This is a genomic window from Bacillus cereus group sp. BfR-BA-01381 (genome assembly GCF_022663555.1).
In the GTDB taxonomy this organism is placed as follows: Bacteria; Bacillota; Bacilli; order Bacillales; family Bacillaceae_G; genus Bacillus_A; species Bacillus_A pacificus.
In genome coordinates this window covers 70,457-83,889 of sequence record NZ_JAKUFR010000013.1, presented here as the reverse complement: position 1 = coordinate 83,889, position 13,433 = coordinate 70,457, and the positions used below count along the sequence as shown (strand labels likewise).

The window sequence follows — 13,433 nt, the reverse complement described above, 5'->3', positions numbered from 1 at the left end:
GCTTTTCACGTTCGTTCAACAGTTCAATCACACGATCTGTGAAATGCTCCCATCCTTTTCCCTTATGAGAATTTGCTTCGCCTTGACGAACTGTTAATACGGTATTTAGTAGTAATACTCCTTGTTCCGCCCATTTTACTAAATAACCGTTATTCGGGATTTCATAACCATATTCATCTCGAAGTTCTTTATACATATTTAACAATGATGGTGGTGTTTTAACACCAGGTTGTACAGAAAAGCTTAAACCATGCGCTTGATTCGGTCCATGATATGGATCTTGTCCTAAAATAACGACCTTTGTATTTTCATAACTTGTATACTCTAGAGCGTTAAAAATATCTTCTATCTTTGGGTAAACAACATGTGTACTGTACTCTTCTTTCAAAAAATCAGCTAGCTTACGATAATATTCTTTCTCAAATTCTGGTGCCAATAATGGCCCCCAATCATTTTTTAAAACATTTTCCATGCTTTCACTTCCCGTCTAATTAATTCACCATATCCTGTTTTGTAAATACTACAAACGAAATAATAAGGGAAACAACTGCCCAAACCGTTAAATTCATTAAAGAAAACTCCATCGATAAACCTTGTAATGCAGGTAGTTTTCCTGATAAATAATCCGTTAATGATAAATTCACACTAAAAATATATTTCGCGCCTTCCCAAGATGTTGCGAACGAGCTTAAAATACCGCCTGCAATTAATGCAGCTAGCATAACGCCCATACCAGCTGGTGTATTACGAATTAAAACAGAGACCATAAATGATATAGTTCCGACAACGATAGCAACAAACCAGGCTAGTCCATACGCCATTAGGATGTATTGCCACTGCGGAATAAGATGTACAAAATTCGTATTTAACGTTTCCTTATCAATAACGAATCCTGTTAAAACAGGTAAATTCCATCCCGAGTACCCAAATATAAGCCCTGATAGTATGTAAGCAAACAAACCTACAAGAAACAGTATGAGCGAAATGAAAAATAACATCGTTACGTATTTACTAAGGAGTATTTTCCAGCGCCGAATCGGCCGCGTAAGTAACATCTTCATCGTCCCATCACTTCGTTCTCCTGAAACGATATCAATGGCGACAATCATTACGAGAAGCGGAATAAATAACGTAATCCCTTGTTCAATAAATGCTCTGACAAAAGTCGGTGCACCCGGTGCCATCGGATTAATATCATGATCTAAATAATATTGTTGCTGCTCAACTCTTACCTTTAACCAATCACGCCATTCTTCTGGCAACCTAGAATTGTTCAACCGGTTCTGAGAATCAACAATTTGCTGTTGTAATGAAACCTTCCAATCAGTTGTACCGAGCCTTTTCTGTGTCGTCTCTATTTCACGATACTGCGCGTACACAAAAAGTGGGATCAAGATTGCTAAAATAAGCATGACAACAAAAATACGTTTCTTGCGGTAAATTTTTTCTGATTCATTTAAAACTAGATTCGCAAATTCACGCATGCTGCTCACCCCTTGTGAGTTCAATAAATAAATCTTCTAGCGTAAATACAAGTTCTTTAACGCTATGTACATCTATCCCGTTTTCTACAAAATGTTTATTCCAATTACTTATAGATGCGATATTCATACGGCATAGTAATCGATCACCTTCTATACTCACTTCTCTTACTTCCTCAGCATCTTCTAGCATATCTTTTGCTTTCCCAATCGGCGTAACAATCCATTCTACGCGGTCACTTGCTGTTTTAATTAACTCTTCAACCTTGGCAACTGTTATCATCTTTCCTTTATGAATAATAGCAACGCGATCACATATCATTTGCACTTCACTTAGCAAATGACTGGAAATAAATACGCTCATATTTTCTTCTTTCACAAGCTTATGTATAAATTCTCTAAGCTCTCTAATTCCAGCTGGATCTAAACCGTTTGTCGGCTCATCTAATATGAGCAATTTAGGATTTCCAAGAAGCGCTTGCGCAATACCAAGACGCTGTTTCATACCGAGTGAGTATGTTTTTACCTTATCGTGAATTCTTTCATCCAAATGAACCATTTGAGCAATTTCCATAATACGTTCATCTGATATACCACCTAACATACGGGCAAATTGCTTTAAATTTTCCCATCCAGTTAAATATGTATACAACTCTGGGTTTTCAACGATACTCCCAATTTGACGCATCGCTTCTCTGAAATTTTCCTTAATCGAATAACCACCTATAGAAATTGTACCTTCTGTCGCCTTAATTAATCCGACTAACATTCGAATGGTAGTCGTCTTTCCAGCACCATTTGGTCCTAGGAAGCCGAACACTTCTCCTTGCGTTACATCAAAGGAAATATTCTCTACAAGAGTCTTCTTTCCAATTACCTTCTTCACGTCTCGTACGGAAAGTATCGTCGTCATTTTACCCCTCCTTGTTCTAGTTTTAATCTACTTACAACATTTTGAACTAATCGGTCCGCCATATATGTATACCCTATTTCATTCGGATGGAAATGATCGGAGTATAATAAATCTTTCCCACGGTTTTGGAATAAATCAAATGTCGGTGTAATATACACATTTTTATTATTTACCGCCAATTTTTCTAAAGATGCATTCCAGTCTACAACAATGTTTGAAGACCCCTTTAAATCTTCTACATCTTCAAAAGGATTATATAAACCTAGCCAAAAAATTGGGCTATCTGTATTTAACTTACGAATTTCTTCTATAATTTTCTTCGCTTCATTTTGGAATGTTTCCGTATCAGGACGATACGTTTCTAAATCTATCTTTCCAAGCGATTCCCAGCCTGGAAATAAATCATTTCCTCCAATCGTTAAAACGATTACATCTGCTTGTTTAATTGAATATTGAGCGCCACTACTCTCAATTTGTTTTAATAAGTCAGGCATTTTCGCACCACTAACAGCTAAGTTCGTTAAGGCGACCTTTTGCTTATAATCTTTTTGTAAATCTTCTTTCATCCGTCCAATATAGCCAATTCCTTCTTTATCACCAACACCACGTGTTAATGAATCACCTAAACTAACGATTTGTAACGTTCCCGTTTTCTTTTTCTCCTTTGTCACTACATCGGTCTTTTTAATTAAATTTGAAGCTTTCGGATTTAATACATCATTTACACCTGAAACAAAGCCATATGCAAATAAACAGAAAGATGCAATTGTAATGAGTAGAATTACTTTAACTACTTTTGATCTCATATCAAAACCCCTTTTAGCCCTCATAGATTGTCCATAATTATACCAAACGCAATTTTGAAAAGCGATTTTCAAACCTTATCTATTATGTTGTTTCCCTATGTACTAATTGTGGCAATAACTCTACGTGCTTTATATCGATTTGCTTATCATTAATCTTTTCATATAATAATTTAAATGCCGTTGCGCCAACATTTTTACTACAATACGAAATCGTTGTAATGCCTAAAATATGTGCCACATCTTGATCATCACAACCGATAATCGTAATATCTTCTGGAATACGAATTCCTTGTTTTTTCGCTTCTGTTACCATTCCCGCTGCAATATGGTTGCAAGATACAAGAAACGCAGTTGGTTTTACTGACATAGAGGCCCATTCCCTAATTACATTACGCCCATCTTCTACCGTAAAACAGCCTTTAAACTTCCAGGCCTCTATTGGTGTTACAGCAATCTGTTGAAGCGAATCTTCATATGCTTGTTTTCTCCTTTGGCTATTAATACTGTTACTTCTTCCAATGCAATACCCAATACTTGTATGCCCCGCATCTATTAAGCTCTTCATCCCGCGCGAAAACACTTTATAATAATCAATATGCACACTCGAAATGTAGTTCGAGTCTATTTCTTCACACATAACAATAGGACCAAATTTCGTATATTCTTCGAGCTTTTCCTTACTATTTGCCCGCGAACATATAATAACCCCATCAAGCTTTTTCATTTTTAACATATTCAAAATTTCTAATTCTCTTTCCTCACTATAATTCGTCTGACAAAGCATCATATTATAATTATTCTTTGCTGTTTCCTTTGATATTCCCTCAATAATAGCACTATAATATTGGTCATTTACATGCGGTAATAAAACGCCAATGACATTCGTTTTCCCTTTCACTAAATGAATTGCATTCACATTTTGCGTATAGTTTAATTCTTCTATAATTGCTAAAATTTCTTTTCGCTTCTGTTCATTCACATATGGATGATTATTTAGTACACGTGAAACAGTTGAAACAGATACCCCAGCAAGTTCAGCAATCTTTCTTATATTCGTCATCTCATTTTCCCCTTCTCACAAAAATTCTCCCTTGACCTGGTAAGCTTTCCACAATATATCCTTTCCTAGCAAATACTTTTTGAAAGGATATACAACTATGTTTCGACTCAAATTAGAACATATATTTTTCATTAGCGGTCTACTTATTCTCGCCATCGGCATTAATATGATGACGACAATTACTTCCTTTGGACTTAGCCCTTATGATTCCTTCTTTATTGCACTATATCAAAATTTCGGGATAAGTATCGGTTTTTGGATTTTCATGATTAACTTTGCTTTTACCCTTATCGTACTCTTTTGGAATAAAAAACAAATTACGATCGTTACAATTGTAACAATGGTTCTTATTTCTCTTTTTGTTGATTGGATCGGTTCCATTCCAACTATTATGGACGCTATCCGTTCTCTTCCAAAATATATAACACTTATTTGCGGAAATCTATTCGTTGGAGCTGGAATTGGTCTTTACGTCTCTACAAATCTTTGTGCAGCACCTCAAGAAGCTTTCGTTTTAACAGTTGCTGAGAAAAAGAAATGGACATTTAGAAGAACAGAAATTTCGTTAGCATTCTTATTTTTAACATTAAGCTTCTTATTAGATGGACCTATCTATTTTGGAACAATCATTTTATCCTTTACAACAGGCTGGATTATACAAGCATTTATTCAAGTTGGTACGAAGATTTTAAATAGAAAAGAGCCTATTAAGCAAGCTGCTTAATAGGCTCTTTCTGTTTTATGATACGAGATGCTACTTCGCATCCCCTTCAATTCGATAGTTTGCTTTCAAACAATCTATTTCTTCATACCCTTGCAACGTATGTAGAATATAATCATAATCAGCAAGAGAAGCTCGATGCGTTACAATTACAATTTCAGCTTTTCCTTTCTCTTCAAGTGGCATTTGAATAATTTTTTCAAAGCTAACGCCACGCTCAGAGAATAACGAAGTAATTTTTGCAAATACACCAATTTCATCTTTCACATGAAGTCTTAAAAATTTCTTCACAACAATTTCGTCTGGCTCTTTTAATACTTTTTGATATTGCGGGACTACAGCACTATTTCCTGTTACCCCTAATCTAATATTTTGCATTACAGCTACTAAATCGGAAACAACAGCTGTTGCTGTCGGTAAACTTCCTGCACCTGGTCCATAAAACATCGTTTCTCCAACTGCTTCACCATACACATATACAGCGTTATATTCGTTTTGCACGGCCGCAAGAGGATGTGTATTTGGGAGTAATGTCGGTTCAACTGTAACCTCTAATTTCTCACCATCTCGCTTCGCAAGACCGATTAATTTAATCGTGTATCCTAAACTCTTACTGTATTCAATATCTTCTTCTGTAATAGAAGTAATGCCTTTTACCTTCACATCTCCAAGCTCTACATTTGTAGAGAAACCAAGGGTAGCCAAAATCGTCATTTTTCTTGCTGCATCTAAACCTTCTACATCTGATGTTGGATCTGCTTCTGCAAATCCAAGTTGCTGAGCTTCTTTTAACACGTCGTTATATGCTCTCCCTTCATCTGACATTTTCGTCAAAATAAAATTTGTCGTTCCATTTACAATTCCCATTACTTTCGTAATAAGATCTGAAGAAAGTCCCTCTACGATACTTCGTAAAATCGGAATCCCTCCGGCTACACTTGCTTCATAAAACAAATCTGCTTTATTATCTTTTGCTACCGCTAACAGTTCCGCTCCATGTAACGCCATTAAATCTTTATTGGCAGTCACAACATGCTTCCCGCTTTGTAAAGCTTGTAAAATATATGATTTTGCGTCATCAATGCCACCCATCACTTCGATGACAACATCAATATTTGGATTATCTAAAATTTCATTTGCATTTTGCGTTAATAGAGTAGAAGGTACCTCTACTTCTCTCTCTTTTTCAATATTTTGTACTAGCACTTTCGTTACTTTTACAGGACAACCTACTTGGTGTATAAGTCGCTCTTGGTGATCTGTAATGATACGAACTACACCGCTACCAACTGTCCCAAGACCTAATAAGCCAACTTGAATTTCTTTCATAATACTGTCCACCCCTCAAAAATTGTGTTTAGATGAAATTATATGAGTAAAAAATCTGAAAAACAATATTTTTAGAACATTCGGAAAAATATAAGTTAAACATTACAAAGAAAACGTTGCCACGTGTTACACAATCTTTTTTTATAATACATAAGGGGTTTCTTGATACACGTAATAATTTAGCCAATTAGAGAATAATAGATTTCCATGGCTTCTCCACCTTACAAGCGGCTTCTCATTTGGATTATCATGCTTAAAATAGTTTTTTGGCACATCAATATTTAACCCTTTGTCACGATCTCGTTCGTATTCTTGCTTTAACGTATCACAACTATATTCACTATGACCGAGCGCAAACACTTGTCTTCCTTCTTGCCCAATAACAAGATGGACGCCCGCTTCCTCAGAGTTGGCTAATAACGTTAACTCCTTCACTTCTCTAATGTCACTCTCTCGTACTTCCGTATGACGAGAATGCGGGGCAAAAAATAACTCATCAAACCCTTGTAACAATTTCACATGTTGCTCACGAACTTCATGTTCAAATACACCAAACATTTTTTCCTTAAGAGGATACTTTTGAACACCATAATGATGATACAAACCAGCCTGTGCCCCCCAGCAAATATGAAGCGTAGATGTTACATTCGTTTTTGAATACTCCATAATACGTTTAAGCTCTTCCCAATAATCTACCTCTTCAAAAGAAAGGGTTTCAACTGGTGCTCCTGTAATAATGAGTCCATCAAATTTCTCATTCTCAATATCACGGAATGTTTTATAGAAACTCGTTAAATGTTCCTGTGCGACATTACGGGACAGGTGTGATTCCATATGAAGTAAATGTACATCTAATTGCAACGGTGTATTGCCAATTAAACGAAGTAATTGCGCTTCTGTTTCTTGCTTTGTAGGCATTAAGTTTAATATGGCAATTTTCAATGCACGGATATCTTGTGCTTCTGCTCGCTCTTTTGTCATTACAAAAATATTTTCCTCCTGCAACACTTTGCGAGCTGGCAAATCTTTATCAATTATGATCGGCATGTTGTTTGCCTCCGACTAGCGCTGCTTCTAAATCTGCAATAATATCCGAAACATCTTCTATACCAACTGATAAACGAATTAAATCTGATGTGACCCCAGCTAAGCGCTGATCTTCAACACTTAATTGTCTATGTGTTGTGCTAGCAGGATGTATAACGCAAGTTCGCGCATCAGCCACGTGCGTTACGAGAGTTGCTAGTTTTACATTTGCGATAAATTCTTTTGCTGCTTCTAATCCTCCCTTAATGCCGAATGTTAAAACACCACTAGCACCTTTTTTCAAATACTTTTGTGCTAACGAGTAATTTTCATTACTATTTAATCCCGGATAATTCACCCATTCAATACGTTCATGATCAGCAAGCCACTTAGCAACTGCAAGAGCATTTTCACTATGACGCTCCATTCGTAAATGCAATGTTTCTAAGCCGATATTGCTAATATACGCATTAAATGGGCTCATACAGTTTCCGTAGTCTCTTAATAATTGAACACGTGCCTTCACAATATAAGCTGCTGCACCAAAATTTTGAACGTAACTTACGCCGTGATAACTCGGATCCGGTTCAACTAGTTCAGGATATTTCCCGTTTGTCCAATCGAAGTTCCCTCCGTCAATAACAATGCCACCTAACGAACTTGCATGACCATCAATATATTTCGTCGTAGAATGAACGATAATATTTGCTCCATGTTCAAATGCTTGGCATAAATAAGGAGTTGCTAATGTATTATCCACGATAAAAGGTACTTCCAATTCTTTCGCTGCATCTGAAAATTCTTTGAAATTTAAAACATTCATCGCCGGATTTCCTAGCGATTCTGCATAAACGAGTTTCGTCTTATCATTAGCAAGGGCCACAATTTCATCAGCAGTTAAATTCGGATTAAAGAATGTAACATCAATACCAAGCTTACGCAAACTCACTCCAAATAAATTAAATGTTCCGCCATACACTGTGGAAGAACAAAGCAAGTGGTCTCCGCTGCTACAAATATTTAAAACAGCAAGCATAATAGCAGCCTGCCCAGAAGCCGTTGCAACAGCTCCTACGCCACCCTCTAAATCTGCTAGCTTTTGCTCAAATGCAGCTAAAGTAGGATTTCCAATACGCGTATATATATATCCTTCTGCCTCTAAATTAAATAAGGCTGCTAAATCATCCGAAGTATCGTATTTATACGTTGTACTTTGATAAAGCGGTAAAACACGCGGTTCACCATTCTTTGGCGTATAGCCACCTTGCACACAAATTGTTCCTTTCCCCCATGATTCTCCCATCTCTTATTCTCCTTTCTTTTATACAAAATAAAAAACTGCTCCTTTCCTGAAAACAAGAAAGGAGCAGTTTGAAAACACGCTCTAAAGGCTCTTTCTTATCTCTCAGGGTTATTACCTGCAGGATTTGGCACAATTCCGTTATACGGCTGTTGCCAAGGTTTCATCGGGCCTGTCCCTCCACCTTTTCTTGATAAGACTATGCAATTACCGTTGATTTTATAGCAATAATTTCCTAATGTCAATCAGTTTTTCTGAATGTTCTAAATTAACTACGAAGAATTTAATGTATATAACAAAAGAAATATATTCCATATTCATTTGAAAAAGACCTTTTAAAACCCTCAATTAATATATAGAATTAAATAAGTAGTTTAACTGTATACATTTCAGATTCTCACGAGACCTCAATATATTGAATAAGCCACCCTCTCAAAAAGATACTATACATATTCATTTCATTTCACAGTAGCATATTTAATCCTTTTGACATTAAAACTTATATAACGGAGGTATAACATGACAAACCAGAAAGACATGCACTATATACTCGCCCTATACGGCATTCTATTAGGCTCTATAGTCGGCGCAACAGTCTGGTTATTTTTAGTTACAATAAATATCGGCATTCACTTTATTTGGGGATACTTACCTACTATCTTCTCTTCTCCCCCGTATTACACCATTTGTGTAACAACTATCGGTGGTATTCTTGTTGGTTTAACTCAAAAATACTTCGGTACATATCCACGCCTTATGCCGGAAGTAATGAGTGAATATAAAAAAACAGGTAGAATTGAATACCGTTTCGTACATAAAGCCACTTTAACTGCGATTATCGTTTTAATATTTGGAGCTAGCTTAGGTCCTGAAGCAGCACTTGTTGGCATTATCGGTGGGCTTTGTACATGGGTCGGGGATCGCTTTACATTCGCCTTAAAGGGAATGAATGAACTAACAGAAGTTGGGATTGGTGCTACTTTAAGTGTAATTTTTAACGCGCCATTATTCGGTTATTTAGCTCCAAGTGAAAATGAGGGAGAGCAAATTAACGAATTCTCTAAAGGAAAAAAAGCAATTGTATATTTGGCTACCACTTTCGCTGGTTTTTCCGTTTATTTATTACTTAGTAAATTTGATAATCGTGGATCCTTTATCGTTAATTTCGGAGAAGGTTCTCTTTCTCTTAATGAATGGATTGCATTTCTTCCACTTGCTAGTATTGGTGCTATAGTTGGATTCTTTTATTTCAAATTAGAGTTCACATTAGAGAAATTAATCCATCCCTTAAAAGAATACAAACTATCGCTTGGAATTATCGGTGGCATTTTATTAGGGATTGCAGGAACTTTTCTCCCATACACATTATTCTCCGGAGAACATCAATTAAAAGATTTAGTCGTTGAATGGAGCCATTTATCCTTCTGGGTACTACTTCTTTCAGGGGTTTTAAAATTATGTATTACTGCTGTTTGTTTAAATACAGGCTGGCGCGGTGGACATATTTTCCCAATTATATTTTCTGGGTCAAGTATCGGATATGCTATAGCGTCCATTGCCCCAATAGACCCAATCACTTCGGTCGCCATCGTCACGACAGCAATTTCAAGCTATGCACTAAGAAAACCAATTGCTATAACATTACTATTACTCATGTTTTTCCCGCTCAATTTACTATTACCGATGCTTGGGGCAGCAGCAATTGGTAATGCATTTCCACTTCCTAAAAATAACGAAACTATAAACGAATAAAAATAGGCAGTAGGGACAAAAGTTCCACTGCCTATTCTCATTACACATGTTGCTTCAATAACGCGTATAACTCTTCAAAATTTTGCACTTCATATGTTGGCACAATCCCGCTATTATTAAATTTCTTTTCTGGATTAAACCAACAAGTATCAATTCCCGCTACATATCCACCTTTCATATCAGCGCTTAACGAATCCCCAATAATGAGCCCTTCTTCAGGAGCAAAGTTAGGAATCCTTTCAAAAACATAATCAAAATACTCCTTCATCGGCTTTTGATAACCTGTATCTTCAGAAACGAAAATATCTTGAAACAAGGCATGTAATCCTGCATTACGTAATCGTTTATCTTGCGTCTTAGAAATACCGTTTGTCACTATATATAAATCGTACTCACTTTGAATTTGATTTATAAATTGTAACGCACCTTCCATGAGCTGATTTCCTTCTTCTAAGTAACTGCGATAATTATTTTCGAATAATATCCCATCTACTTCTTCCCCGTATTCTTTAAACAAAATTGAAAATCGTGTATTTACAACTTCATCACGATTTATTTCACCTTCTTCAAAAGCAGTCCAAAGACTTTTATTAATTTTTTTATATTGCGCTTCAATCTCGCTAGTTAGAGACATCCCTTTCTCTTCAAAAAGCATACGTAATGCCGCTTTTTCCGCCTTTTGAAAATCTAACAATGTATCATCTACATCGAATAATAATGTTTTATATTTTTTCATAAGCCCTTCACACTCTCTTTTCTACAAAAACAAATTTACATAAATCGTATCATTCTTTCTTGAAAAAATAATAGGAGATATCTCATACTAAACATGAGGTGAAAACATGAAAGTCAGCAAAAATAGCGAAGAAATCTCTCATTACATACAAACTTACAATTTCCATACTCTTTTTTCTTTTGATATCTTACCGTATGCTGAACTACATTCCTTTCAGAAAAGAGAAAAGATATGTAATGAAGGGGTCGATGTTCCTTATCTTTATTACTTAATTTCTGGGAAAGCAAAAATATATATGAGTCACAAAAACGGAAAAGTCTCCTTAATTAACTTTATTCAAGCACCTTCATTCATTGGGGAATTAGGATTAATTGGCGTAGAATCTGTTACGAAAACGGTGGAAGTAATTGAAAATTGTATATGCTTAGCGCTTCCTCTTAAAGATTGTCAGCATCTTTTGTTACAAGATGCTACCTTTCTACAGAAACTATGCAAATTTATCGGTGAGAAAACAATTACCCGAACAGAAAGTTATGCTAAAAATAATAGTTATCCGTTCGAAAATCGATTAGCGGCGTTTATTCTATTAACAGAACAAAATAACAGTTATACAGAAAAACATACCGAGGTTTCGGAATACTTAAATGTTAGCTACCGTCATCTTTTATATGTATTGAACCAGTTTTGCCAACAAAATTACTTAAGGAAAGATGGAAGAACCTATTACATACAAGATCGAATTCAGTTAGAAAAACTAGCTAACGAAATTCAAATATAAAAAAGTAGCATTAACTTTTATCTGTTAATGCTACTTTTTTTGAGTGACGATTCTATTTTCAATTAAAATTTACTTGCTACTTTAGCTGCTTCTTCAAGACCGGCTGCAATGATTTCTTCTGCTTTATCTGGGAATTGATTATGTCCTTCAATAACTACTGTTTCCATGTTTGTTGCACCGAAGAAGCCCATCATGCTTGCTACATATTTAACAGCCATTTCTACTTCAGCTGCTGGACCTTCAGAATATACGCCGCCACGCGCATTTAATAATGCAATCTTCTTATCCCCAATTAAACCAACTGGGCCTTCTGGCGTATATTTAAATGTTTTACCAGCTCGGTTTAAATAGTCAATATATGTGTGTAATACTGCTGGAATCGTTAAGTTCCATAATGGGAAACCGAAAACGACTTTATCAGCTTCTAGGAATTGATTTAAATACTTATCAGCAACTGCTACTGCTTTTGCTTCCTCTTCAGTTAAATCAAATCCTTTACCTGCTTTGAATGTACCATTAATCATATCTACGCCTACATATGGTAATTCTTCTTTATATAAATCAAGTTCTACTACTGTATCATTTGGATGTGCTTCTTTATAGTTCGCTAAAAATGCCTCGTATAATTTTACACTAACTGCTTGTTCCGCTGGGCGGTTGTTTGCCTTTACAAATAAAACTGTTGCCATTGTTTTTCCTCCTACTACTCACTCTTATGTTGTTATATGCTTTTAAAAAGGTATCCCTTGTAATTGTTGTTTTGTTGCTTACAAACATATTTTATCTTTATATCAAGACAATTTCGTCCTCACATAGACGTATTTTTCCATAAAAAAAGTCCACCTTCTAAAGGCGAACTAGGTCTTACGACTTTCGTCTTATACAATTCCATTTTTCACTGCATATAATGCCGCTTGCGTACGATCAGATAAATTCAACTTACTCAAAATACTACTTACATGAGCTTTTACCGTTTTTTCTGTAATAACTAAAACAGAAGCGATTTCTTTATTACTCATCCCTTTCGCTAATAGCTGCAATACTTCATTTTCTCTCGCTGTTAGCACATCCACTTGAATAGAAGGCTCTTCTTCCTTTTCCTCTACAGGTAATGTTTGAGAGAGAAGAGCATTTGCTATATCAGGATGTAATTGAATATTACCTTTATATGCACTTCGAATAGCCTCAACAAGCTGATCCGGTTCTACATCTTTTAAAATATACCCGCTTGCTCCAGCCCTTAACGCTGGTAACACATGCGCCTGATCAGAAAAGCTAGTTAATACAATTACTTTCACATCAGGATATTCTTTTTTAATACATGCTGTCGCCTCAACACCATCCATTTCGGGCATATATAAATCCATTAGTACAACATCAGGATTCGTCTCCCTTACTTTTATTAGTGCCTCTTTCCCATTACTTGCTTCTCCAACTAACTCTATATCTTCCTGTGTACTTAAGAAAAATGCTAATCCTTTTAAAACGACTGTATGATCATCCACTAACAATACTTTTATTTTCACAAACT

Annotated in this window: 14 protein-coding genes and 1 riboswitch; of the genes, 3 read left to right on the top strand and 11 right to left on the bottom strand. The window is 35.8% G+C overall.

What is annotated here, in order from left to right; genetic code table 11:
* The 5 genes from MR079_RS07085 to MR079_RS07065 all read right to left on the bottom strand — a co-directional run.
* Positions 1–472 (bottom strand): uracil-DNA glycosylase (locus tag MR079_RS07085; protein WP_242293757.1); only part of this gene is annotated, 472 nt, incomplete at its 3' end.
* A gap of 19 nt (positions 473–491) precedes the next feature.
* Positions 492–1,484, bottom strand: coding sequence for an ABC transporter permease subunit (locus tag MR079_RS07080; protein WP_139868551.1), 993 nt, complete (start codon positions 1,482–1,484; stop codon positions 492–494).
* Positions 1,477–2,394 (bottom strand): ABC transporter ATP-binding protein, encoded by a 918-nt coding sequence (locus tag MR079_RS07075; RefSeq protein WP_139868553.1) that lies wholly within the window; start codon positions 2,392–2,394, stop codon positions 1,477–1,479. Before MR079_RS07075 ends, MR079_RS07080 begins: the two co-directional genes overlap by 8 nt.
* Complete coding sequence (locus tag MR079_RS07070) at positions 2,391–3,272, bottom strand: SGNH/GDSL hydrolase family protein (protein WP_205689062.1); 882 nt, start codon at positions 3,270–3,272, stop codon at positions 2,391–2,393. Before MR079_RS07070 ends, MR079_RS07075 begins: the two co-directional genes overlap by 4 nt.
* A 10-nt stretch (positions 3,273–3,282) precedes the next feature.
* Positions 3,283–4,260 (bottom strand): LacI family DNA-binding transcriptional regulator, encoded by a 978-nt coding sequence (locus tag MR079_RS07065; protein ID WP_139868557.1) that lies wholly within the window; start codon positions 4,258–4,260, stop codon positions 3,283–3,285.
* Positions 4,261–4,357: 97 nt separating this feature from the next.
* Between MR079_RS07065 and MR079_RS07060 the strand changes: the two genes are divergently transcribed.
* Positions 4,358–4,984: a YczE/YyaS/YitT family protein gene (locus tag MR079_RS07060; RefSeq protein ID WP_242293756.1), complete on the top strand. Its 627-nt coding sequence runs from the start codon at positions 4,358–4,360 to the stop codon at positions 4,982–4,984.
* Between the two features lie 30 nt (positions 4,985–5,014).
* On the opposite strand, the gene MR079_RS07055 is transcribed toward MR079_RS07060, so the two are convergent.
* The 3 genes from MR079_RS07055 to MR079_RS07045 all read right to left on the bottom strand — a co-directional run bounded on the left by MR079_RS07055 (position 5,015) and on the right by MR079_RS07045 (position 8,639).
* Positions 5,015–6,310, bottom strand: a complete 1,296-nt coding sequence (locus MR079_RS07055) for a homoserine dehydrogenase (RefSeq protein WP_016719037.1) — start codon at positions 6,308–6,310, stop codon at positions 5,015–5,017.
* A gap of 141 nt (positions 6,311–6,451) precedes the next feature.
* Positions 6,452–7,357, bottom strand: coding sequence for a homoserine O-acetyltransferase MetA (gene metA, locus MR079_RS07050; protein ID WP_139868559.1), 906 nt, complete (start codon positions 7,355–7,357; stop codon positions 6,452–6,454).
* The gene (locus MR079_RS07045; protein ID WP_139868561.1) at positions 7,341–8,639 is read right to left on the bottom strand and encodes a bifunctional O-acetylhomoserine aminocarboxypropyltransferase/cysteine synthase; all 1,299 of its coding nucleotides are present in this window, start codon (positions 8,637–8,639) and stop codon (positions 7,341–7,343) included. The genes metA and MR079_RS07045 overlap by 17 nt, the downstream gene beginning before the upstream one ends.
* Positions 8,640–8,731: 92 nt before the next feature.
* A riboswitch (SAM riboswitch) is annotated at positions 8,732–8,836 on the bottom strand.
* Between the two features lie 319 nt (positions 8,837–9,155).
* Here MR079_RS07045 and MR079_RS07040 point away from each other — a divergent pair.
* Positions 9,156–10,388, top strand: a complete 1,233-nt coding sequence (locus MR079_RS07040) for a chloride channel protein (protein ID WP_139868563.1) — start codon at positions 9,156–9,158, stop codon at positions 10,386–10,388.
* Positions 10,389–10,428: 40 nt separating this feature from the next.
* Here the strand turns inward: MR079_RS07040 and MR079_RS07035 are convergent, their stop codons facing one another.
* On the bottom strand, positions 10,429–11,124 hold the full coding sequence (locus tag MR079_RS07035) for a YjjG family noncanonical pyrimidine nucleotidase (RefSeq protein WP_242293755.1): 696 nt from the start codon (positions 11,122–11,124) through the stop codon (positions 10,429–10,431).
* Positions 11,125–11,230: 106 nt separating this feature from the next.
* On the opposite strand from MR079_RS07035, the gene MR079_RS07030 reads away from it, so the two are divergent.
* A complete protein-coding gene (locus MR079_RS07030) occupies positions 11,231–11,902 on the top strand; it encodes a transcriptional regulator YeiL (RefSeq protein WP_139868567.1) in 672 nt (223 codons plus the stop codon).
* 62 nt (positions 11,903–11,964) lie between these two features.
* Here MR079_RS07030 and MR079_RS07025 read toward each other — a convergent pair whose 3' ends face one another.
* A complete protein-coding gene (locus tag MR079_RS07025; RefSeq protein ID WP_000246724.1) occupies positions 11,965–12,591 on the bottom strand; it encodes an FMN-dependent NADH-azoreductase in 627 nt (208 codons plus the stop codon).
* A gap of 189 nt (positions 12,592–12,780) precedes the next feature.
* Positions 12,781–13,428 (bottom strand): response regulator, encoded by a 648-nt coding sequence (locus MR079_RS07020; protein ID WP_139868569.1) that lies wholly within the window; start codon positions 13,426–13,428, stop codon positions 12,781–12,783.
* Positions 13,429–13,433: the final 5 nt, after the last annotated feature.